21 protein-coding genes are annotated in these 20,758 nt (G+C 71.5%); 7 read left to right on the forward strand and 14 right to left on the reverse strand.

What is annotated here, in order from left to right; all coding sequences use genetic code 11:
• Positions 1-32: 32 nt before the first annotated feature.
• Entirely contained in the window at positions 33-797 is a 765-nt protein-coding gene (locus tag ACFWRV_RS13055) for an isocitrate lyase/phosphoenolpyruvate mutase family protein (protein WP_384332739.1), read from the forward strand.
• An 85-nt stretch (positions 798-882) separates the two neighbouring features.
• Here ACFWRV_RS13055 and ACFWRV_RS13060 read toward each other — a convergent pair whose 3' ends face one another.
• Genes ACFWRV_RS13060 through ACFWRV_RS13075 form a run of 4 tightly spaced genes read right to left on the reverse strand, consistent with a single transcriptional unit; the run spans position 883 to position 5,483 of the window.
• A complete protein-coding gene (locus tag ACFWRV_RS13060) occupies positions 883-2,241 on the reverse strand; it encodes a GH1 family beta-glucosidase (RefSeq protein ID WP_384333058.1) in 1,359 nt (452 codons plus the stop codon).
• Between the two features lie 20 nt (positions 2,242-2,261).
• A complete protein-coding gene (locus ACFWRV_RS13065) occupies positions 2,262-3,155 on the reverse strand; it encodes a carbohydrate ABC transporter permease (protein WP_384332742.1) in 894 nt (297 codons plus the stop codon).
• Positions 3,148-4,161 carry a carbohydrate ABC transporter permease gene (locus tag ACFWRV_RS13070; RefSeq protein ID WP_384332745.1) on the reverse strand — a complete coding sequence of 338 codons (1,014 nt, stop codon included), beginning with the start codon at positions 4,159-4,161 and terminating at the stop codon, positions 3,148-3,150. The genes ACFWRV_RS13065 and ACFWRV_RS13070 overlap by 8 nt, the downstream gene beginning before the upstream one ends.
• Before the next feature lie 11 nt (positions 4,162-4,172).
• On the reverse strand, positions 4,173-5,483 hold the full coding sequence (locus ACFWRV_RS13075) for an ABC transporter substrate-binding protein (RefSeq protein WP_384332748.1): 1,311 nt from the start codon (positions 5,481-5,483) through the stop codon (positions 4,173-4,175).
• Between the two features lie 142 nt (positions 5,484-5,625).
• On the opposite strand from ACFWRV_RS13075, the gene ACFWRV_RS13080 reads away from it, so the two are divergent.
• Positions 5,626-6,960, forward strand: coding sequence for an ROK family protein (locus ACFWRV_RS13080; RefSeq protein WP_384332751.1), 1,335 nt, complete (start codon positions 5,626-5,628; stop codon positions 6,958-6,960).
• Between the two features lie 147 nt (positions 6,961-7,107).
• Here ACFWRV_RS13080 and ACFWRV_RS13085 read toward each other — a convergent pair whose 3' ends face one another.
• Together ACFWRV_RS13085 and ACFWRV_RS13090 are read right to left on the reverse strand one after the other, a co-directional pair.
• Positions 7,108-8,241: a LacI family DNA-binding transcriptional regulator gene (locus tag ACFWRV_RS13085; protein WP_384332754.1), complete on the reverse strand. Its 1,134-nt coding sequence runs from the start codon at positions 8,239-8,241 to the stop codon at positions 7,108-7,110.
• A gap of 80 nt (positions 8,242-8,321) precedes the next feature.
• Positions 8,322-9,074 carry an SDR family oxidoreductase gene (locus ACFWRV_RS13090; protein WP_384332757.1) on the reverse strand — a complete coding sequence of 251 codons (753 nt, stop codon included), beginning with the start codon at positions 9,072-9,074 and terminating at the stop codon, positions 8,322-8,324.
• Between the two features lie 81 nt (positions 9,075-9,155).
• On the opposite strand from ACFWRV_RS13090, the gene ACFWRV_RS13095 reads away from it, so the two are divergent.
• Both ACFWRV_RS13095 and ACFWRV_RS13100 read left to right on the forward strand, forming a co-directional pair.
• Positions 9,156-9,764, forward strand: coding sequence for a TetR/AcrR family transcriptional regulator (locus ACFWRV_RS13095; protein WP_384332759.1), 609 nt, complete (start codon positions 9,156-9,158; stop codon positions 9,762-9,764).
• Positions 9,765-9,987: 223 nt separating this feature from the next.
• On the forward strand, positions 9,988-11,289 hold the full coding sequence (locus ACFWRV_RS13100; protein ID WP_384332762.1) for a transglycosylase family protein: 1,302 nt from the start codon (positions 9,988-9,990) through the stop codon (positions 11,287-11,289).
• Here the strand turns inward: ACFWRV_RS13100 and ACFWRV_RS13105 are convergent.
• Complete coding sequence (locus tag ACFWRV_RS13105; RefSeq protein WP_384332765.1) at positions 11,259-12,422, reverse strand: DMT family transporter; 1,164 nt, start codon at positions 12,420-12,422, stop codon at positions 11,259-11,261. The genes ACFWRV_RS13100 and ACFWRV_RS13105 overlap by 31 nt on opposite strands.
• 245 nt (positions 12,423-12,667) lie before the next feature.
• Here ACFWRV_RS13105 and ACFWRV_RS13110 point away from each other — a divergent pair, with 245 nt between their 5' ends.
• Entirely contained in the window at positions 12,668-13,372 is a 705-nt protein-coding gene (locus ACFWRV_RS13110) for a (2Fe-2S)-binding protein (RefSeq protein ID WP_384332768.1), read from the forward strand.
• An 81-nt stretch (positions 13,373-13,453) separates the two neighbouring features.
• Here the strand turns inward: ACFWRV_RS13110 and ACFWRV_RS13115 are convergent, their stop codons facing one another.
• On the reverse strand, positions 13,454-13,816 hold the full coding sequence (locus tag ACFWRV_RS13115; RefSeq protein ID WP_384332772.1) for an STAS domain-containing protein: 363 nt from the start codon (positions 13,814-13,816) through the stop codon (positions 13,454-13,456).
• 223 nt (positions 13,817-14,039) lie between these two features.
• The gene (locus ACFWRV_RS13120; RefSeq protein WP_384332775.1) at positions 14,040-14,555 is read right to left on the reverse strand and encodes a MarR family winged helix-turn-helix transcriptional regulator; all 516 of its coding nucleotides are present in this window, start codon (positions 14,553-14,555) and stop codon (positions 14,040-14,042) included.
• Positions 14,556-14,641: 86 nt separating this feature from the next.
• Here ACFWRV_RS13120 and ACFWRV_RS13125 point away from each other — a divergent pair, with 86 nt between their 5' ends.
• Entirely contained in the window at positions 14,642-15,811 is a 1,170-nt protein-coding gene (locus tag ACFWRV_RS13125; RefSeq protein WP_384332778.1) for a PP2C family protein-serine/threonine phosphatase, read from the forward strand.
• Positions 15,812-15,845: 34 nt separating this feature from the next.
• On the opposite strand, the gene ACFWRV_RS13130 is transcribed toward ACFWRV_RS13125, so the two are convergent.
• Positions 15,846-16,229, reverse strand: coding sequence for a winged helix-turn-helix transcriptional regulator (locus ACFWRV_RS13130; RefSeq protein WP_384332782.1), 384 nt, complete (start codon positions 16,227-16,229; stop codon positions 15,846-15,848).
• Positions 16,230-16,372: 143 nt separating this feature from the next.
• On the opposite strand from ACFWRV_RS13130, the gene ACFWRV_RS13135 reads away from it, so the two are divergent.
• Positions 16,373-16,783 carry a RidA family protein gene (locus ACFWRV_RS13135; protein WP_384332784.1) on the forward strand — a complete coding sequence of 137 codons (411 nt, stop codon included), beginning with the start codon at positions 16,373-16,375 and terminating at the stop codon, positions 16,781-16,783.
• A 55-nt stretch (positions 16,784-16,838) separates the two neighbouring features.
• Here the strand turns inward: ACFWRV_RS13135 and ACFWRV_RS13140 are convergent, their stop codons facing one another.
• The 4 genes from ACFWRV_RS13140 to ACFWRV_RS13155 all read right to left on the reverse strand — a co-directional run bounded on the left by ACFWRV_RS13140 (position 16,839) and on the right by ACFWRV_RS13155 (position 20,687).
• Positions 16,839-17,294, reverse strand: a complete 456-nt coding sequence (locus ACFWRV_RS13140; protein WP_384333062.1) for an ATP-binding protein — start codon at positions 17,292-17,294, stop codon at positions 16,839-16,841.
• A 96-nt stretch (positions 17,295-17,390) separates the two neighbouring features.
• The gene (locus ACFWRV_RS13145) at positions 17,391-17,834 is read right to left on the reverse strand and encodes a response regulator (RefSeq protein ID WP_384332787.1); all 444 of its coding nucleotides are present in this window, start codon (positions 17,832-17,834) and stop codon (positions 17,391-17,393) included.
• A complete protein-coding gene (locus tag ACFWRV_RS13150; RefSeq protein WP_384332790.1) occupies positions 17,831-19,462 on the reverse strand; it encodes an ATP-binding protein in 1,632 nt (543 codons plus the stop codon). Before ACFWRV_RS13150 ends, ACFWRV_RS13145 begins: the two co-directional genes overlap by 4 nt.
• Complete coding sequence (locus tag ACFWRV_RS13155; protein WP_384332793.1) at positions 19,452-20,687, reverse strand: PP2C family protein-serine/threonine phosphatase; 1,236 nt, start codon at positions 20,685-20,687, stop codon at positions 19,452-19,454. Before ACFWRV_RS13155 ends, ACFWRV_RS13150 begins: the two co-directional genes overlap by 11 nt.
• Between the last annotated feature and the right edge of the window lie 71 nt (positions 20,688-20,758).

Here is a 20,758-nt window from a genome sequence, read left to right on the forward strand (position 1 = left end):
GTTCTCGGGCGATCGGGGGTAGCGTCCTCGGCATGGACTCTCGTACCACCGTTGAGCGCGCTCAACGCCTCAAGCAACTGCACGCCGACCACAAGCCGCTCGTGCTGCCCACCGTCTGGGACGTCTGGTCCGCGCGGACCGCAGCCGCCGCGGGCTTCCCCGCCCTGACCATCGGCAGCCATCCGCTCGCCGACTCCCGCGGGGCCGCCGACCAGGAGGGACAGACCTTCGAGGAGGTGCTCGCCGCCGTCAGGCCGATCATCGCGGCCGTCGACGTCCCCGTCTCCGTGGACCTGGAGGCGGGCTACGGACAGAAGCCCGCGGATCTCGTGGCCGGTCTCATCGAGGTCGGCGGTGCCGGACTCAACATCGAGGACACCGTCCACTCGGAGGGCGGACGGGTGCGCGGCACGCAGGAGCACGCGAGCTATGTCGCGGGCCTGCGCGCGGCGGCCGACGACGCGGGGGTCCCGCTCTGGGTCAACGGGCGCACCGACCTCTTCCTGCACGCGGAGAATCCCGCCGACGTGCTCGACGAGGTGATCGAGCGACTGCGAGCCCTGGAGCAGGCCGGCGCCGACAGCGTCTACCCGGTGCGTATCCAGGACGACGACGACCTGCTCGCGGCGGTGACCGCGTCCGTCGCCGTTCCGGTCAACACCACCGCCCATCCCGTGAAACACGACCTTGAGCGCTTCCGCCGTCTCGGCGTCGGCCGGATCACCTACGGTCCGCTGCTGCAGATCGCTCTGACGGACGCGATGAAGGACATGCTCAAGCCGTGGGCGACCGCCTAGAGACTGTCCCGCGATGCGAGAAGCCCCCGGCCGCGGCGAGCGATTCGCCGCGGCCGGGGGCGGCCGTCACGTGCGGGGAGTGAGGTCAGGCGGCCGGGCGGGCGCTTCGTGCCGCGTGCTCCCGGACCAGCTCCGCGTACCGGAGCCCGCTGCTCTTGACCGTACGACGCTGGGTCGCGTAGTCCACGTGGACAAGACCGAACCGCTTGTCGTAGCCGTAGGCCCACTCGAAGTTGTCCATCAGGGACCAGGCGAAGTACCCGGCGAGCGGGGCGCCCTTGGCGACCGCGCGGGCGCAGGCGGCGAGGTGCTCCTCCAGATAGCGGACGCGCTCCGGGTCGTGCACCGAACCGTCCGCCCCGACGACGTCCTCGTACGCCGAACCGTTCTCGGTGACGTAGATCCGCTGGACGCCGTACTCCTCGGTCAGGCGCAGCAACAGCTGTTCCAGGCCCTCCGCGTGGACCTCCCAGTCCATGTGGGTGAGCCGGGCGCCGGGGACGGAGACCTGCTCGGCGTGCGGTGCGGTCCCGTCGGGGTCGGCGGTGACGATTTGGCGGAAGTAGTAGTTCAACCCCAGCCAGTCCAGCGGGGCCGCGATCGTCTCCAGGTCGCCCGGCCGGACCGGGAGTTCGACGCCGTACTCCTCCACCATGTCCTGCGGGTAGCCGCGGCCCAGGATCGGGTCCAGCCACCAGCGGTTGATGTGGCCGTCGGCGCGCCGGGCGGCGGCGAGGTCGGCCTCGCTCGCGCTCGCCGGCTCGATCGGGCTGAGGTTGTTGACGATGCCGACGCGGGCGTCCGGGGAGGCCGCCCGGATCGCCCGCACCGCGAGGCCGTGGCCCAGATGCAGGTGGTAGGAGGCGCGCACGGCGGCGGTCAGGTCGGTGAGACCCGGCGCCATCCGGCCCTCCAGGTGACCGATCCACGCCGAGCAGAGCGGCTCGTTGAGCGTCGCCCAGTCCTTGACCCGGTCGCCCAGGCGCTCCACCACATGGGAGGCGTACGCGGCGAAGTGCTCCGAGGTCTCCCGTACCGTCCAGCCGCCCCGGTCCTGGAGCACCTGCGGCAGGTCCCAGTGGTAGAGGGTGGCGAACGGGGTGACACCGGCCTCCAGCAGTCCGTCCACGAGCCGGTCGTAGAAGTCCAGGCCCGCCTTGTTGACCGGCCCGTCGCCGCCGGGCACGACGCGCGGCCAGGCGATGGAGAAGCGGTAGGCGTCCGCGCCGAGCCGCTTGATCAGGCCGATGTCCTCGGGCACCCGGTGGTAGTGGTCGCAGGCCACGTCACCCGTGTCACCGCCGTCGATGGTGCCGGGGGTGTGCGAGAACGTGTCCCAGATGGAGGGGGAGCGGCCGTCCTCGGCCACGGCCCCCTCGATCTGGTACGCGGCGGTGGCGACGCCCCAGGTGAAATCCGCCGGGAGGGTGGTGAGGTCGGACACGTACTGCCTTTCTGTGGGGGTCACTTGACGGCTCCCGCCGTCAGACCGGCGACCAGATAGCGCTGGAGGAGCAGGAACCCGACGACGATCGGGACGCTGACGACGAGGGACGCCGCCATGACCTGGTTCCAGTACACGTCGTTCTGCGTGGCGTAGCCCTGGAGGCCGACGGAGAGGGTCCGGGTGGCGTCGTTCGTCATGACGGAGGCGAAGAGCACTTCGCCCCAGGCCGTCATGAAGGAGTAGACGGACACGGCGACGATGCCCGGGACGGCTGCCGGCACGACGACCTGGAAGAGGGCGCGGACCGGTCCGCAGCCGTCCACCAGAGCGGCCTCGTCGAGGTCGCGGGGGATGGAGTCGAAGTAGCCGATCAGCATCCAGATGGAGAACGGCAGCGAGAACGTGAGGTAGGTGAGGATGAGCCCGCCGCGCGAGCCGTACAGTGCGACGCCCGTGCTGTTGCCGATGTTGACGAAGATGAGGAACAGGGGGAGCAGGAAGAGGATCCCCGGGAACATCTGCGTGGACAGCACCGTGACGGTGAAGACCCGCTTGCCCCGGAACCGGTAGCGGCTCACCGCGTACGCCGAGAACACCGCGATCGTCACCGACAGCACCGTCGCCGAGCCCGCCACGATCAGCGAGTTGACGAAGTACTTGGCGAGCGGGACGGTCTCCCAGATGTCGAAGTACGGCTGGATCGTCAGCGTGGACGGGATCCACTGGAACTTCCCCGACACGTCCTGGAGCGGCTTCAGCGAGCTGCTGACCATCACGTAGACCGGCAGCAGGACGAAGCCGGCGAGCAGGGTGAGGATGATGCGGCGGGTCCAGAGGAAGGACTGCGGCGCGGCCATCGGCGAGCGGGCCCGCGACCGGGTGGTGCGGGTCGGCCGCGTGAGGCTAGACATCGGCGCCCTTCCTTCCGCGCGAGGTGAGGAACAGGTAGACGGCCGTCACGATCAGCAGGAAGAGCAGCAGCAGGACGGACATCGCCGACCCGGTGCCGAAGTTCCAGGTGACGAACGACGACTGGTAGATGTGGATCGAGATGAGGTCCGCGTTCTCCGGCGCCGACTTCCCGAACAGGACGAACGGGGTGTTGAAGTCGTTGAACGTCCACAGGAAGAGCACCAGCACCAGAACCTGGTTGACCGGGCGCAGCGAGGGCAGGGTGATCCGGCGGATCTGCTGCCAGATGCCGGCGCCGTCGATCGAGGCGGCCTCGTACAGGTCGCGCGGGATGTTCTGGAGCCCGGCCATCAGCATGAGGAAGGCGAACGGCCAGCCCTTCCACACCGAGACGATGATCAGGGTGTAGAGGCTGTTGTCGCCGATCAGCCAGAACGACGGCTCGTCCGTGATGCCGAGCTGGTCGTGCAGGACGTGGTTGATCATCCCGTTGTCCCGCTGGAACATGAACGCCCAGGTGATGACGGCCGCGTAGACAGGCAGGGCGTACGGGACGAGGAAGATCGTCCGCAGGACGCCCCGGCCCCGGAAGCTCTCCTGGAGCAGGATCGCGGCGGCCGTGCCGAACAGCCAGGCCAGGCCGACGGAGAAGAACGTGAAGACGCAGGTGACGAAGAACGAGTGGAGCAGGGCCTCACCGATCGGCGCGTCGATGTCGACGGCGATCCGGTAGTTGTCGAGGCCGGACCAGGGCGCCGCGCCCCAGTCGTTGATGAAGAACTGCGTGAGCTGCCGGAAGCTCATCACGATCCCGATGACCATCGGGATGATGTGGATGAGGAGTTCCAGCAGGACGGCGGGCAGGAGCAGGAGATAGGGCAGTCCGCCTTGGCGGATCCGGTCGGGGATGCGCGGCAGTCTCCTGCGCGCACCCCCGGTGCCCCGGCTCGTCCCCCTGCTCGTCGACTTGTCGACCTCGGGGTCCGTGGTGACGGTGGCGGTCATGGATCAGGGCCTCACTGCTGCATCGTCTGCTGGGCCTTTTCCAGGCGCGCCTTGACGGATTCCTCGGTCACGGGGCGTCCGGCCGCCGCGTCCGCCCACAGTTCCTTGACCGCCGTGCCGACGGCCGTCTCGAACTGCGACTCGTTCGGGACCTGGGGGAGCGGGGCGGCGCTGGTGGCGAGGGTGTCGCGCAGGATCTTGAGGTCGGGGGCCCCGAAGGCGGCGTCGGCCTGCGCGGCCTCGACGGGCGGGATGGAGCCGTAGGTCTTGTTGAGCAGCTTCTGCTCGGCGTCGCTCGTCATGAACTTCACGAACTTCTTCGCGCCGTCGATGTTCTTGGTGTTCTTGAACACCGCCATGTTGATGCCCGCGACCATGGAGTTGGTCTGCTTGCCGGTACCCGGTGCGCCCGAGGGGACCGGCACCGGGGCCGCGCCCCAGTCCTCGGGCTTCATGCCCTGGGCGGCGAAGGTGGAGGCGGCGGCCTGCCACAGCACCATGGCCGTCTTGCCCTTGGCGAAGTCGGTGAGCGACTGGTTCTGGGCGTACTCCGCGTTGCCCGGCGCGATGATCTTGTCCTTGGCCATGAAGTCGATGTACTGCTTCACCGCCGCGACCGCACCGTCCGAGGCGAACGTCGCCTTGCCGTCCTCGTCGAAGAAGTCGGCGCCGTGCTGCTGGCCCAGGACGAACGTCTGGTGGATGTTGTTGGAGAGGTTGCCGCCCTCGGCGCCCAGCCCCCACTTGCCGTCCTTGGATATCTTCCTGCCGGTCTCGACCAGCTCGTCCCAGGTGGCCGGGGGCTTCTCGACGCCCGCCTCGGCGAACATCTTCTTGTTGTAGTAGAGGGCGTACGCCAGGGAGTACAGCGGCACCGCGGCGGGCGGTTCGCCCTCCTTGCCGGCCGAGGCGACCGCCGAGTCGACGAAGCGGTCCCGGCCGCCGATCGCCTCGAAGTTCTTGTCGTCCCACGGCAGGAGTGCCCCGGTCGCCTGGAGCGAGGCCGACCAGGTGTTGCCGATGTTCAGCACGTCCGGGCCCTGACCGGAGGTGGTGGCGGCGAGGATCCGGTTCAGCAGGTCGGCCCACGGCACCACCTCCAGCTTCACCTTGATCCCGGTCTCCTTCTCGAACTTCTTCAGCTCGGGAGTGAGGATCTCCTTGTCGGCCTCGATGCTGGGACCCTGGTTGGAAGCCCAGTAGGTGAGGGTCTTCGGCGACTCGTTGCTGCCGCCCGACGGGGACCCGCCGCCACAGCCGGTGGCGGCCACGGCGATGGCGAGGGCGAGGGTGACGGCGCTTGCGGCTCTGAGGTGACGCATGAGAGGTGGCCCCTTTCCGGGGATGGCTGCGTTCGGGAACCGAACGGCCTCCATGACTTAATTTATGCCGTGATTTAAGAGGTGAGAGAAGGTCGCGTCAAGGCCTTCGACCGGGGTATGTTCCTGGACGGGAAGGAGCACCATGGCCGAGCGCAACAGACGAACCGTGCGTGACCTGCGGCGGGGCAACCGGGCGAGGGTATTGCAACGGTTGTATTTCGACGGCCCGCTGAGTCGTCAGGAGCTCGGACCGGTCACGGGCCTGAGTTCAGGTTCCATCAGCAACGTCGTCGCGGAGCTCTCCGCCGAGGGACTGCTGGAGGAGGCCGGCGTCGTCGACTCCGACGGCGGCCGCCCCCGTACGCTGCTGCGCGTCGCCCCGGACGGCGGGCTGCTCGTCGGCATCGACATCGGCGAGACCCGGGTGCGGGTCGAGCTGTTCGACCTCTCCCTGACCGAACTGGCCCGCACCGAAAGGCTGCTGGCCCAGCACGGCTACGACGTCGACCGGATCGTCGCCCACGTCCGCACCGGCGTCGCGGACGTGCTGCGCGACGCGGGCGCCGACCCCCGCCGGCTCCTCGGCATCGGCATCGGAGTCCCCGGCATCATCGAGCGCGACGGCCCCGAAGGCCCCGACGGCACGCGCGGCGCGGTGGTGCACGGCCAGACCATCGGCTGGCGCGCGGTCCCCTTCGAACAACTCCTGCGCGAGGCCGTCGACGTGCCGCCCGAGGTGCCGCTGTTCATCGACAACGGGGCCAAGACGCTCGGCCAGGCCGAGATGTGGTTCGGCGGCGGCCGGGGCGCGGGCGCCGCCGCCATCGCCCTCATCGGATCGGGCGTGGGCGCCTGCGTCGACCACGGCGACATCCTTGACGAGGACCGCACCAGCCTCGCCCTCGAATGGGGCCACACCACGGTCCAGCTGCGCGGTCGCCGGTGCCGCTGCGGCTCCATCGGCTGTCTGGAGGCGTACGCGGGCGCGGAAGCCCTGCGCGAGCGCTGGCGCGAGGCGGGCGGCCCGCTGCCCGAGGACGCCGACGACGAGACCGCGCTCGCCGCGCTGCTCGCCGCCGCCTATCCGGCGCGCCGGGGCACCGCCCCGGACCCGGTGGCGCTCTCGCTCCTCGACGAGACCGCCGAATGCCTCGGCGCGGCCCTCGCCGACCTGATCAACCTCTTCCTGCCCGAGCGGATCCTCATCGGCGGCTGGGCGGGGCTGCTCCTCGGCCCCCGCCTGCTGCCGGAGATCCGCCGGTACGCGAACGAGTACGCCCTGAGCCACGCGGCGGCCCGCACCACCATCGAGATGGGGCGCCTCGGCCCGGACGCGGTCACGGTGGGCGCGGCGACGCTCCCGCTCGCCGACTTCCTCACCCGGGGCGGCAGCCGTCCAGGGGTGGGCGGTGCCGGCACCCCGCCGCGCACGGCCGTCCAGACGGTCCGGGAACGCCACCGGACCGCGCTGGGCTGAGAGGGCACGCCTCCGCCGGTCAGCCCACCGCGCCGCCCGGCGCGCCCCAGTGCGGGTCCACCCGGCCCGGCCGGGCGTCCTGGGCGTCGGCGAGCGGGCGCTCCAGGGGAAGCTGCCTCATCCCGCGTTCGGTCCGACGGACAGCCCTCAGGCCGAGCCCCGTATCACCAGCTCCGGTTCGAAGATCACCGATGTCACCGGGCCGTCCGGCCGGGCCAGCCGGTCCAGCAGCAGCCGCGTCATCTCGGCCGCCATCCCCTCCACCGGCTGGCGGACCGTGGTCAGCGGCGGGCGGCAGGCCAGGGCCGCGCTGCTGTCGTCGAAGCCCACCACCGCCACGTCCCCCGGCACCGAGCGGCCGTGCTCCCGCAGGACGTGGCAGGCCCCCAGCGCCATCAGGTCGTTGGCGGCGAAGACCCCGTCCAGATCCGGATGCTCCGCCAGCAGCCGTTCCATCGCGGCCTCGCCGCTCTCCTGGGTGAACTGCCCCTCGGCGATGGGGATGTACGCGTGCCCGTGGCGCGCCATGGTGTCCCGGAAGCCCGTCAGGCGGGCCAGGCCCGCCGGTACGTCCAGCGGGCCGCTGATCGTCGCGATCACGCGGCAGCCCCGGCCCAGAAGATGCTCGGCCGCCAGCCGCGCGCCGTCCTGGTGCGCGAGATCGACATAGCTGACCGGGACCGGCCGCGCCGGGCGCGCGTACAGGACGGCCGCCAGACCGGCGTCCGCGAGCAGAGCGGGCAGCGGGTCCTCGGCGTGCGTCGAGACGACCAGGGCCCCGTCCGCGCTGCCCTGCCGCAGGTACGCCACCACCTCCTCGCGCGCCCGTGAGGTCTCCGCGAACATCAGCACCGGGTGCATCCCGCGCGGACGCAGGTAGTCGACCACCCCGGTCACCACCCGGCCGAAGAACGGGTCCGCGAACACCTGCGCGGTGAACGAGCCCGCGTCGCCGGCCCCGGCCCCGTCGCCGGGCCTCCTCGCCCGTGCCCCGGCCCCCGGTGCCCCGCCGCCGTTGTCCTCCGCGGCCGCCTGCGGCTCGACGCCCGCGCCCGACACGACCAGGGCGACGGCATCGGCCCGCCGGGTCACCAGGGACCTGGCCGCCCGGTTCGGGGTGTAGCCCGTCACGGAGACCGCCTGACGCACGGCCTCCTGGATCACCGGATCCACATTGCGCACCCCGTTGACGACCCGGGAGACGGTGGCGCGCGAGACGCCGGCCGCCCGGGCGACGTCCTCCAGGGTGGGTGCTCCGGCCGGCCGCAGATCATCCGTCATGAGCGCCTTTATAGCACCAACGGAGAGCGCTCTCCACGCGTCTGCGGTCCCGTAGCTCCACAACGGGCCGGCGTGACGTCTCAGGCCAGTGAGCCGCCCGTCGCGTCGACCCAGTGGCCCGTGATCCACCGGCTGTCGTCCGAGGCGAGGAAGGCCACCACGTCGGCGATGTCGGCCGCGGTGCCGACCTTCCCCAGGGCGGACAGGGCCGCCGCGCCCGCCCAGGCCTCGTCGCCGGTGCGCAGCCAGTCCGCGTTGGCGTCGGTGTCCACGATCCCCGGCGCCACCGCGTTGACGGTGATGCCCCGGCTGCCCAGCACCTTGGACAGGTAGCGGGTGAACACGTCCAGCGCGCCCTTGGTCATGGCGTAGGCGATCAGGTCCGGCATCATCGCCGCTCGGCTGAGGCCCGTCGAGACGTTGATGACGCGTCCGCCGTCCCGCAGCCGGTCGAGCCCCAGTTGGGTGAGGAAGAACGGCGCCTTCGTGTTGACGTCGAACAGTCGGTCGTACTCCGCCTCCTCGATCTGCGTGAAGTTCTGCGATGTGCCTGTCCCGGCGTTGTTGACGAGGATGTCCACGCCGTCCGCGTGCTCGTCGAAGGCGGCCCAGAGCGCGGCCGCGGACCCCGGAGCCGCCAGTTCCACGCCGACCGGGAACGCCGTGCCGCCCGCCTCCTCGATCGCGGCCACGGTCTTCAGGGCCGCCGCCTCATCTCTGCCGTAGTGCACACCGACGAGCGCTCCGTCGCGGCCGAGCCGCTCGGCGATCCCCCGTCCGATGCCCCTGCTGCCGCCGGTGACCAGTGCCGTCTTTCCCGTGAGCGAGCTCATGGCTCCGCCCTCCCTTTTTATTAGCGGTCGCTACAGAAAAGACCGTAACACGTTCCTTAGCGGTCGTTATAGAATTGGCGCATGGCGACGAAGCAGCGCGGCAGACCACGGACCTTCGACCGGGAGGACGCTCTCCGGAAGGCGACGCTGCTCTTCTGGGAGCAGGGGTACGAAGCGACCTCCATCGCGGACCTGACGCGCGTGATGGGCATCGCCGCGCCGAGCCTGTACGCCGCGTTCGGCGACAAGCGGAAGCTGTTCGGCGAGGTCCTCGACGCGTACGCGACCCTCTTCGGCGGCTTCGGCGACCGGGCCCTGGCCGCTGAACCGACCGCCCGACGCGGCTTCGCGCGGATGCTGCGCGAAGCCGCGGCGGAGTACACGGCGGACGGCCGGCCGCACGGCTGCATGGTGCTCAGCGCCGCCGAGAACTGCTCGTCGGACGAGGTGGTGGCGGTGCTGCGCGGCCACCGCCTGCGCAACGTGACGGAGTTCCGGCGGCGGATCCAGCTGGACATCGACGCGGGGGTGCTCCCCGCGCACGTCGACGCGGCGGCGCTCGCGCGCTATACGGCGGCCGTCGGCCAGGGAATGTCGCAGCAGGCCCGCGACGGCGCGAGCCGTGCGGAGCTGGAGGAGCTCGCGGACCTGGCCATGCGGGCCTGGCCGGAGGAGTCCGCGGGGGCCTGAACGCCTCCAGGGGCGAGGGAGGTTCGCGGCAGCGGCCGGAACCGGCAGGGAACGGGCCCGATGCAGCGGGCGCGGCAGCGCGAGGGCCGGGACTTCGCGGCAGCGGTATTCGGCCACCGACCGGCCGGGGGAGGCCGAGTATCACGTTTTGCTTGTGATCAGTCACCGTGCGGACCTACGTTGCCCCTTGCGAGATGTACCGAAGCCAGTGGGGGAGCCACGTATGGCCGCGACCGGACGGCACCGCAGATATCAGCCCAGTCGGATCAACCGTGCCTCGCTCACGGTGACGGCGGGCGGCGCCGGCATCGCCCTCCCGCTCATCACCGCGGCCTCGGCGGGCGCCGCGTCGGGTGAGGTCTGGGAGAAGGTCGCCGCCTGTGAGTCCAGCGGGAACTGGGCCGTCAACACGGGCAACGGCTATTACGGCGGGCTGCAGTTCAGCGGCTCCACCTGGGAGGCCTTCGGCGGCACGCGGTACGCGCCGCGGGCCGATCTCGCCACCCGGGACCAGCAGATCGCCATCGCCGAGAAGGTGCTGGACGGCCAGGGCCCCGGCGCCTGGCCCACCTGCTCGGTACGGGCGGGGCTCACCCGGGGCGGGGACGCGCCCGAGACGAACCCGGGGCCGGGGACCGACGCGCAGAGCGTCCAGGCCCCGGCGCCGCGGAGCGCGCCGCCTCAGCAGCCGCAGACGCGTCCCGCCGCGGCGACGCCCACCCATGTGCCGGGCAAGCGCGACGCGTACACCGTCGCGAGCGGCGACTCCCTCTCCGGGATCGCCTCCGCCCAGCGCGTGCGCGGCGGCTGGCAGGCTCTCCACGCGGCCAACCGCAGCGTCGTGGGGGACGACCCGGATCTGATCTTCCCCGGGCAGCGGCTGAGCCTCGACGGGAGCCGGGCGCCGAAGGCGGATCAGCGCAGGGCCGAGCCCCGGAAGGAAGCTCCCGAGCGGCAGGCGCCCAAGAAGGACGCCCCCGAGCAGCAGGCGCCGAAACAGCAGGCGCCCAAGAAGGAAGCGCCCAAGCAGCAGGCCCCGAAGCAGGAGGCCCCGAAGCAGCAGACCCCGAAGAAGGCCGCCCCCAAGAAGGAGCAGCCCGCTCCGGAACGGGCCGTGAAGCACTCCGGGTTCAGCGCCCCGGTGGCCGCCGGCACCGGCACCCCCTACCGGCAGGCGGGCGGCTGGTCCAGCGGATACCACACCGGCGTGGACTTCCCCGTGCCCACCGGGACGTCCGTGAAGTCGGTGGCCCCGGGGCGCGTCGTCTCGGCCGGCTGGGCCGGAGCGTACGGCTACGAGGTGGTCATCCGGCACAGCGACGGCAAGTACAGCCAGTACGCCCATCTCTCCGCGCTCCATGTGCGCGCGGGGCAGTCGGTCTCCGGCGGGCAGCGCATCGCCCGCTCCGGTTCCACGGGCAACAGCACCGGCCCCCACCTGCACTTCGAGATCCGTAACGGCCCCGGCTACGGCTCGGACGTCGATCCGCTCGCCTACCTGCGGGCCGGCGGCGTCAGGGTCTGAACCGTCCGCTCGGAGCGGGAGCGCCGCAGAGTGGATCCGCCGCGCCGCCGCTGCTCCGCGAGCGGCCCCGGCATACCGAACTCCATCTGCGGAACGGCGCGCCCCGGCGGCAGGGGCGCCGGCTGGTGTCCCGAGGGCAGCTGCCCCGACGCGGATTCCGGCACGGCCGGCGACGCCGAGGGGCGCCCGTCTTTTCGCCCTTCCCCGCCGCCGGCCGTGTCCTCCGCACCGGAGCCTCCGGCCTGGACCGTGCGCCGGGTACCGGGGCCCGTCGCCTCCGGGTCCGTCCGCGCCTGCTCGGCGTGCTCCCTGTTCAGCCTCTCCCGCGTCAGCATGATCAGGCCGCCGGCGGCCAACGCCCCGCTGGAGAGGGCCAGGACGGTGCCCGGCACGCCGAGCCGGAACTGCTCGCCGAACAGGGTGAGGCCGATCGCGGCGGCCACCACCGGGTTGACCACCGTCACCGTCGCGAGCGGAGCGGTGAGCCCCGCGCCCCGGTAGGCGGCCTGGGACAGGAACAGGCCCGCCGCCGCGAGCCCGGCGATCACCAGCAGCGGCAGCGCGCCCGAGCGCAGCGAACCGGACGTCCACTCCACGGCCACGGTCTTGGTGAACACCGAGGCCATGCCGAACGCCGCGCCCGCGCCCGTGGCCAGGACGATGCTGCGCAGGACCGGCCGGCGCAGCGTACGGGCGAGCACGACGAGCGCGCCGACGGTCCCGAACGTCACCGAGGCCAGCAGCGCCTGCTCGGTGCCGTTGAGGGTGTGCGGCTCGGCGTTGCCCGTGAGCGCCAGCAGCCCGCCGAGCCCGGCCGTCGCCATCAGCGCGCCGCGCCACGCCGTCGCCCCCGCCCTCCGCCCCACGAACAGGGCCGCCATCGGCAGCGCGAAGACGATCGTCAGCGCACCGAGCGGCTGGACCAGGCTGAGCGGACCGTAGGCGAGTGCCACCACGTGCAGGACCGCGCCGATCCCGTTGAGGACGACGGCGATCCACCACACGCCGTTGCGCAGCAGGGCGTACGAGGAGTTGTCACCGGTCGCGGCCACGCGCTCCTGGATGATCGCCCCGGCCGCATAGGCGACCGCGGAGATCAGTGACAGCAGCACGGACAACGCAAGGGAGCTCATGTACACCACGATGTCCCGTCCGGGGCCCCACGTCGTCGTCCTTGAGACTGCACTTCGGCGTACTGCCCCAGTAGTACGCCCGTTGGACCGACGTCCTCCTCCCGACGGTAGTCCTGCCGCCCCCTGCCGTCAGAAGTTGTCGCCCGGCGGATACGGTGAGCCGCGAGGACCGCACAGTCGGTGTCCGTACGGCAGGTCACGGGAGCGGGACCGCTGACGGACCGGGAACCGAGGGGGAGCAGGCCATGGACCTGGTGCTACTGGCGTCGGTCGGGGGATTCTTCGCGCTGCGGACCACCCCGGTGCCGGGCGGCGGGCACCGGCCGCTGGAGCGGTTGTACGCGGGGGAGAACGGCCCGCTCGCCGCGCGTGTCGACCGGGTCGCGGAGCGCCTCGCGGCCCCCGAGCGCAGGGTCGCCGCCTCCATCGCCCATCTCGGACTGGCCGCGCGGCTCTGGTCCATCGCCCTGGGCCCGGCCGCGCTCTTCGGGCGGATCCCCGCCCTGACGCCCGACGCGTTGCACTGGGACCCGTCGTCCACCTCGCCGGACGACCTGTGGCTCGCGGGGACGGCTGAGCTGCCCGGCACGGCGGCCCGGATCCGTGAGGAGGTCCAGTACCGGCACCTGGTCCCGCTGTCAGCGGCCTTCCGGCGCGACGGGAACATCTCCCCGCAACTGCTGCGGGGCAACGCGGGATCCGCGCTCGCCGGAGCCGTACGCGAACTCGTCGCCTTCGCCCGCGCCCACGACCGGCCGGACGTGGCCGAACGGGCCCGCGCACTGGCGGCCGAACTCTTCGACGACGAGGCGCTGCGCGACACCGGGACCCCGCACGGTCCGGCGTTCCGGCGGCGCAGCTGCTGCCTGTACTGGCGCTGCCCGGGCGGCGGGCTGTGCGGGGACTGCGTGTTCGACCGGGCGCCCGGAGCGGGTGTGGCGGGGCGGTAGCCGCCCTCCCGCCTCGGCCGACCGGGCCGGGACCGTCGGGAACCCGGTGCGGGAGAGGTCACGCAGGCGGTGCGGGAGAGGTCAGGAAGGCAGTACCGCGTCGATGGCGTCGTCCACGGACGGCAGCACGGGCAGGGCGCTGTCGAGGCCGATCATGCCGATCAGGCGTCGCATGAACGGGGAGGGGGCGGCCAGCCGCAGCCGTTCGCCGAGCGCGGTGTGTCCCTGGAGGAGCACGTTCACCGTCGTCGAGTCCGCGAAGCCGACGCCGGAGAGGTCCACGACGACCGGGCCGGAGCCGTCGTCCGCCGCCGAGGTCAGCGCGAGGCCCAACGGTGCGACGCTGTCGATATCGAGGTCACCCGACACGGTGAGGACGCGTGCGTCCCGTTCCTGCCGGGTGGTGATTCTGACGGCTCTGTCCTCGTTGGGCGATGAAAGCACGGAAGGCACCTCGGGCGAGTCGGAAGGGAAGCAGAGAGCCGTTCTGCCGGACGGGTCGGCGTCGTCCCGTCCCTGGTCGCGGCGGGGTACGAGGGTAACGATAGGAGTAACAGTTGCCATTTGACAACATTCTCCATCGGGTAACAATCTGGTCCCCGACGGTTGCTGGTCCGACTGTCGACGGCGGAGAGCCGATGGAAGCGGAAGCAGGAGCTGGATGAAGCTAGGCGCTGTCCGCGACATCATCGCGGAGTGGGGAGGCGGCCGTGTCCCCTTGCGGGGAAAGGCGCTCCGAAGCCGCGGCGTGGAAGGCCGCGAGGCCGTCCGCCAGGGCGGCGAGGGCGGCGGGATCCATCCGCTCCAGCACGGCGTTCAGCTCGGCGGCACGCAGCGCCCGGTACTCTTCGAGAAGGGCGCGGCCGCGCAGACTCAGCCGCAGTTCCACTTCGCGCCGACTGGTCGGGCTGGGAGCCCGCTGGACGAGCCCCATCGCCTCCATCCGGTCGCAGAGCCGACTGACGGAGGGGGCACGCGATCCCAGGGCCTCGCCCAGCGCCCGCAGATTGGTGCCCTCCTGCTTCTCGATCACCAGCAGGGCACGAAGCTGGGAGGGCGATACGGTTCCCGAAGCGGCGGATTCCTGGCCCCGGCCCCACAGCACCTCCAGCAGCTCCGAGGCGGCGACGGCGTCGGCGGACGCCTGTTCGCGGCTGCTCGGGCGAAATCCTCGGTGGGGCATTCAGCCACTGTGTCACCCGTCAGGCCCGCTTGTCAGCCCGGGCCCGGCCCCTACCGCGTCGCAGGACGAAGAATGTGCGAGAGACCGTGAACAGACGAACGGACATCGAGGCCGCCGTAAGGGCCGCCGCTCCGCACGCCCTGCTGGCCACCCTGCGCACCGAGCTCAGCAGCGCCTACGGGGCCCTCGCGGTCGAGCTCCACCTCGCCGACTACGGTCTGCGGGTCCTCAAATCCCTGGACCGGCCCGACGGCGAGAAGGAGCCGCTGTCCCTCCACAACAGCCCCGAGGGCCGGGCGTTCGGCAGCCAGGAGCCCCGCGAACAGCAGGTCCGGCACGATGACGCCGTCGACCACCACCTGCCCGTGACCGTACGGGGCGAACGGCTCGGCATCCTCACCGTCCGGCTGCCCCAGGCCCTGTCCACCCCGGAGCTGGTCGGCGAGCTGACCCACATGGCCGACCTGCTGGGACACGAGATCCTGGTCGCCGAGCGGGACACCGACCTGTACCAGCGCGCCCGGCGCACCACCCGCCTCACTCTGGCCGCCGAGATGCAGTGGCAGCTGCTGCCCGCCCGCGCCTGCACCGCCGCCGAGTTCGCGATCGGGGCCCAGCTGGAGCCCGCGTACGCCATCCACGGCGACAACTTCGACTGGGCCGCCGACGCCGACGAGCTGACCCTCGCGGTCACCAACGGCATGGGCGAGGGCATACAGGCCTCGCTCCTCACCAACCTCGCCGTCAACGCCCTGCGCAACGCCCGCCGGGCCGGCATCGGCATCGCCGACCAGGCGGCCCTCGCCGACCAGGCCCTCTACGACCAGCACCGAGGCGCCTCCCACGTCTCGACCCTGCTGCTCCGCTTCGAGCTGGCGACCGGGCGGGTCGGCGTCGTCGACGCGGGATCGCCCCAGCTGTGGATGCAGCGCGGCCGCACGGTCCACCGCGTGGAGCTGGAGGCGCAGCTGCCGCTCGGCATGTTCGAGGAGTCGCAGTACACGGTCCAGGAGTTCCACGTGGAGCCCGGCGACCGGCTGCTGCTGTTCAGCGACGGCGTCTACGACGCGGTGTCCCCGCTCGGCGAGGTGTACGGGGAACGCATGCTGGCCCGTGCCATCCAGTCGACGCGGCTCCTGCCGGCCGCCACCGTGCCGCGCGCGATGCTCGCCGAGCTGGCGGAGTACCGGGGCACGGAGACGCCCGACGACGCGCTGGTGCTGTGCCTGGACTGGTTCGGCCGGCAGGACGGCTGACAGCGGGGGAGAGGCGGCCGGGGGGGGGCGTCGGTCAGGGAGTGTCGAAGGCGCGCCGGGAAGCCTCGATGTGACCGAGGTGCTCATGGGTCCAGTCGCACATCACATGGACCGTCCGGCGCAGGCCCTGCCCCGGCCCGGTGAGGGTGTACTCGACCCGTGGGGGCACGGTGGGGTGCACGCACCGGTCGACGAGTCCGTAGCGCTCCAGCATGCGCAGGTTCTGGGTGAGCATCTTGTGGCTGATGCCCTCGACCGCGCCCCGCAGCTCGGTGAAGCGGAGGGTGCCCTCGCCCAGGGCCTCGATGATCAGGAGCGCCCACTTGTTGGCGACGTCGGAGAAGATCTCCCGCGCCAGCGAGTCCGCGCGTCGCAGATCCGCGTCTTCCGGCGAGCCGCTGAACTGCTTGGTCACCATCAGGTTCCCCCGTCACCGGAAAGTGCGTTCTTCCCTGTCGGCGGCCACTCTCCTACGGTTTCCGAGTAACCACAAGTGACCGGGATCCGTCCGGTCCGGTGGCGGAGCGGGGGCACGGCCCCCGGGACGAGGAGGCGGGCGGCATGGCCATCACCCTGTTGAACCCGAGCGGACTTCCGGAGATCGGCGCCTACCGGCAGGTGTCGGTCGCGACCGGATCGCAGCTGGTCTTCATCGCCGGGCAGGTCGCCTGGGACGCGGCGGGCGCCACGGTCGGCGCGGGCGATCTCGCCGCGCAGGTCGAGCAGTGTTACGTCAACATCGGCACGGCCCTCGCAGCGGCCGGCGGCACCTTCGACGACGTGGCGAAGCTGACCGTGTACGTCGTGGACTGGGCGCCCGGGAAGATGCCGCTGTTCCTGGAGGGCGTGGCCCGGGCCGCCGCGAGACTGGGGGCCACCCCCGTACCGCCCGGCACATTGGTGGGCGTCGCGGCCCTGGACGTTCCCGAGCACCTTGTCGAGGTCGAGGCGATCGCCGTGCTCGACGCCTGAGGCGAAGACCCGGACGGCGGACGGGCGCCCGACGGAACGGGGAGCACCGGCGGGCTCAGGTGCTGAGCTGGAACTCCGCCCGGATCCGCTTGCCCACCGGCACCCGCTCGGCCGTGAGCCGGTCGCACAGGGCCACGACGATCTCCATGCCGTGACCGCCGAGGCGGGACGGGTCCGGGGCGTACAGCACGGGCATCGCGGTGCTGCTGTCGTACACCGTGACGCTGATGAGCCGCGCGTTGCCCTCCAGCTCCAGGAGGTAGGGGCCGTGGCTGTACCGGTCGGCGTTGGTGACCAGCTCGCTGACGGCCAGCATCAGGTCGCTGCGCGTGTGTTCGCCGATCGGGGCGAGGCACTCCACCGCGAGCCTCGTCAGGAAACGGTCGGCGAGCTCACGGGCCTGCGCGATGCAGCCCGGCTCGCCGTCGAAGACCTCGGCGCTGAGCAGCACCTCGGCGCCGGCCGTCCCCTGACCCGGTTCTTCCGGTGGGGAGGTGAGCTGTTCGTTCATGTGCTCCAGCCAGGGCGCCGAGTTGAGATCGCAGACCTTTTCCGCCATTCGTCTACCCCTGGCGAAGGATCCCACTCCAGGAGATCCGGACCGATCCTACGCACGTCCCGGCAGCCGCACCACGGTCACGAAGAACTCGTCGATCTGGCGCACCGCGGCGATGAACTGATCGAGGTCCACCGGCTTGGTGACGTAGGCGTTGGCGTGCAGTTTGTAGCTGCGCAGGATGTCCTCCTCGGCCGAGGACGTGGTGAGCACGACCACGGGGATGAGGGAGAGCTCGGGGTCGCCCTTGATCTGCTCCAGCACCTGCCGGCCGTCGTACTTGGGCAGGTTCAGGTCCAGCAGCACCAGGTCGGGGCGGGGGGCGTCGCCGTACTCGCCGCGTCGGTAGAGGAAGTCCAGCGCCTCCTGGCCGTCGCGCACGACGTGCAGGGTGTTGCGGATCTTGTTGTCCTCGAAGGCCTCACGGGTCATCAGCTCGTCGCCGGGGTCGTCCTCGACGAGCAGGACCTCGATGGGCTGGACGGGTGCGTTCACGAAGGGTCTCCCGACTGGCTGGTGAGCAGGGCGGGAGCGAGCAGCTCCGCCGTGGTGTGGGTGGGCGCCTCGGGCGCCACGGGCAGCGTGAAGTGGATGCGGGTGCCTTCGCCCGGTTCGGGCTCCAGCCAGATCCGGCCACCGTGGAATTCGATGATCTTCCGGCAGAGGGCGAGACCGATGCCCGTGCCGTCGTACTCGTCGCGGGCGTGCAGCCGCTGGAAGATGACGAACACCTTGTCCGCGAACTCGGGCGCGATCCCGATCCCGTTGTCCGACACGGTCAGGTGCCAGTTCTCGTCCTCGCGCACGCAGTCGACGGTGATCCGGGGCGTTCGGTCGGGGGCGCGGAACTTCACGGCGTTGCCGATGAGGTTCTGCCAGACCATGGTGAGGGCGGTGGCGTCCCCGACGAGTTCCGGCAGCTCCTCGGGGCGCTCGACGCTCGCCCCCGACTCCTCGACCGACGCGGCCAGATTGCCCAGAGCGCGGTCGAACGCCCGGCCCAGGTCGACGGGCTTCCAGCCGTCCTGGACCCGGCCCACCCGCGAGAAGGTCAGCAGGTCGTTGATGAGCACCTGCATGCGCTTGGCGCCGTCCACCGCGAACGCGATGTACTGCTTGCCCCGGTCGTCCAGCTCCGTTCCGTACCTCTTCTCCAGGAGCTGGCAGAACGAGGCGACCTTGCGCAACGGCTCCTGGAGGTCGTGGGAGGCGACGTACGCGAACTGCTCCAGCTCGGAGTTGGAGCGGCGCAGCTCCTCCGTCTGTCCCGCGAGGAGATCCTCGCGCCGCTGGGCTTCGTCCAGCTCGTCGGCGAGCCGACGGCGCATGTCCTCCACCGCCCCGGCCACGTCCTGGACGTCGGACGGACCCCTGATCTCGATCCGGTGGTCGAAAGTCCCCGATCGCACGGCTTCGGAAGCGGTGCGGAGCCGGTTCAGCGGCACGCCCACCACCCGGTGGAGCAGCACGCTCAACGCCACGATGGTGAGCACGAGAACACCGAGCAGGATGCCCACCACCCAGTCGCGGGTGGAGCGCGCGGCGTCCAGCCCGTCCCTCGCCCGGTCACGCGCCTCGGCGAGATTTCCCTGCTGGGCCGTGTACGCGCGCCGCAGGCTGTCGAACTCCGTCTTGCTGCTCTGGAGCTGCGCGGTGGTGCCGGAGCGGCTGGGGCCGCCCTCCCGCACCGCCGCGATCAACGGCTGGGCCTTGGTCTGCCGCCACCGATCGGCGGCGGCCTCGATGGCGTCCAGGTCCTGCGCGAGCCGCTCGTCGTCGCCGATCAGCTCCCGCGCCCGGGCCAGCCGCTCCCGCTCGGCGCTCTTCCCGGCCTCGTACGGCTCCAGGAAGGACCGGTCGCCGGTCAGGGCGAACCCCCTGACCCCCGTCTCCTGGTCGAGCAGGGCGTTCTGCAGTTGGAAGGAGACCGATCGCGCCGGCTGGATACGGTCCACCAGCTCGTCGGTGCGCTCCGACATCCGCGACAGCACCAGGCCGCCGATCACCAGGCAGCCGCAGATGACCACGACGAAACCGCCGAGGATCAGATGGACCCAGGACTGCACCGACAGCCGGGAGGCGATGCCCTCCTGCGGTATGCCCTTCGCGTTGTCAGTGCTCATTGTCTTCCGATCCCCAACCCAGGTGCAGTACGGCCACGTCGTCCGCGAGCCCACCGTACGGCGCGGCCCCTTCGGCGGCTCCCGCCACCAGGGCGTCCACGAACGCGTGGGCCGGCAGATGTCCGTTGGCCCGTGCCATGGCCAGCAGCCCTTCCTCGCCGAGCCGGCTGTCCGGCCCGTCGCGTCCCTCGAAGAGCCCGTCCGTGAAGAGGACCAGACCCGCGCCGGGCGGCAGTGAGATGTCCACCGTCGGCCACCGGCCGACCCCGGGCAGCAGCCCGAGCGCCATACCGCCCTCGGGTTCCACCCAGGTCACCTCCGTGCCCTGACGCAGCAGCAGGCCCGGGTGACCGGCCCGCAGGACCTGTACGTGCCGCTGCCCGGGCGGGAAGGCGAGTGAGGTGACGGTGGCGAACACATGCGAGTCCGAGCGCTCGGCGACCAGGATCTCCTCCAGCAGGGCGATCTGCTCGGGGTGGGACGTGCCGCACAGCACCGCGGTACGCCAGGCCACCCGCAGACACACGCCGAGGGCCGCCTCGGCGGCGCCGTGCCCCGAGACATCGCCGATCACCGCGTGCACCGTGCCGTCGGAGGTCTGCACGACATCGTAGAAGTCACCGCTCAGCAGCCCGTGGACCCGCCCCGGCTCGTAACGGGCGCGGGCCCGGAACCGGTCGTCGCGCAGCAGGGGGACAGGCAGCAGACCGCGCTCCAGCCGGGCGTTCTCCTGGGCCATCAGCTGGTTCGCGCGCAGCGCCGCGGCGGCCCGCTCCACTTCCTTGCGCTGCAGGGCGTAGCGGATCGCGCGCGAGAGGATCTCGGGGCCCAGACGGCCCTTGACCAGGTAGTCCTGGGCGCCTCCGGCGACCGCGCGGAGTCCGGTGCCCGAGTCCTCCAGGCCGGTGAGGACGACGATCGCGGCCTCGCCGTCGGTCTCCAGTATCTGGCGCACGGCGTCGAGGCCGTGGACGTCGGGCAGGTGCAGATCGAGGAGCACGCACACCGGCGCGGTGGAGGTGCGCAGGAACGTACGGGCCTCGCCCAGCGTCTTGCACCAGGTGAGGGCGGAGTCCAGCTCGCTGTCGGCGAGCATCTCCTCGACGAGCAGCGCGTCACCCGCGTCGTCCTCCACCAGCAGGATCGTCGCGTCGAGGTTCCACAACGGGGATTCGGGGCGGTGGGGGATGCCGACCTGTTGGGTGGGGATGCCGGGGGTGCCCACAGGACTCGGAAATGTGCCCACGGGCGACTCGGTCAAGCCTTCACCCTCTCGCGCCACGGCACGGTGCGTCC

The sequence above is a fragment of the Streptomyces sp. NPDC058576 genome (genome assembly GCF_042718715.1).
GTDB lineage: Bacteria > Actinomycetota > Actinomycetes > Streptomycetales > Streptomycetaceae > Streptomyces.

Excerpts from the sequence above, each read along its gene's own strand:
- ACFWRV_RS13140 (WP_384333062.1), bottom strand. The coding sequence starts at position 17,294 with ATGAACGAACAGCTCACCTCCCCACCGGAAGAACCGGGTCAGGGGACG.
- ACFWRV_RS13065 (WP_384332742.1), bottom strand. The coding sequence starts at position 3,155 with ATGTCTAGCCTCACGCGGCCGACCCGCACCACCCGGTCGCGGGCCCGC.
- ACFWRV_RS13095 (WP_384332759.1), top strand. The coding sequence starts at position 9,156 with ATGGCGACGAAGCAGCGCGGCAGACCACGGACCTTCGACCGGGAGGAC.
- ACFWRV_RS13135 (WP_384332784.1), top strand. The coding sequence starts at position 16,373 with ATGGCCATCACCCTGTTGAACCCGAGCGGACTTCCGGAGATCGGCGCC.
- ACFWRV_RS13075 (WP_384332748.1), bottom strand. The coding sequence starts at position 5,483 with ATGCGTCACCTCAGAGCCGCAAGCGCCGTCACCCTCGCCCTCGCCATC.
- ACFWRV_RS13100 (WP_384332762.1), top strand. The coding sequence starts at position 9,988 with ATGGCCGCGACCGGACGGCACCGCAGATATCAGCCCAGTCGGATCAAC.
- ACFWRV_RS13110 (WP_384332768.1), top strand. The coding sequence starts at position 12,668 with ATGGACCTGGTGCTACTGGCGTCGGTCGGGGGATTCTTCGCGCTGCGG.
- ACFWRV_RS13120 (WP_384332775.1), bottom strand. The coding sequence starts at position 14,555 with ATGCCCCACCGAGGATTTCGCCCGAGCAGCCGCGAACAGGCGTCCGCC.
- ACFWRV_RS13105 (WP_384332765.1), bottom strand. The coding sequence starts at position 12,422 with ATGAGCTCCCTTGCGTTGTCCGTGCTGCTGTCACTGATCTCCGCGGTC.
- ACFWRV_RS13150 (WP_384332790.1), bottom strand. The coding sequence starts at position 19,462 with ATGAGCACTGACAACGCGAAGGGCATACCGCAGGAGGGCATCGCCTCC.
- ACFWRV_RS13080 (WP_384332751.1), top strand. The coding sequence starts at position 5,626 with ATGGCCGAGCGCAACAGACGAACCGTGCGTGACCTGCGGCGGGGCAAC.
- ACFWRV_RS13130 (WP_384332782.1), bottom strand. The coding sequence starts at position 16,229 with ATGGTGACCAAGCAGTTCAGCGGCTCGCCGGAAGACGCGGATCTGCGA.
- ACFWRV_RS13085 (WP_384332754.1), bottom strand. The coding sequence starts at position 8,241 with ATGACGGATGATCTGCGGCCGGCCGGAGCACCCACCCTGGAGGACGTC.
- ACFWRV_RS13055 (WP_384332739.1), top strand. The coding sequence starts at position 33 with ATGGACTCTCGTACCACCGTTGAGCGCGCTCAACGCCTCAAGCAACTG.
- ACFWRV_RS13070 (WP_384332745.1), bottom strand. The coding sequence starts at position 4,161 with ATGACCGCCACCGTCACCACGGACCCCGAGGTCGACAAGTCGACGAGC.
- ACFWRV_RS13090 (WP_384332757.1), bottom strand. The coding sequence starts at position 9,074 with ATGAGCTCGCTCACGGGAAAGACGGCACTGGTCACCGGCGGCAGCAGG.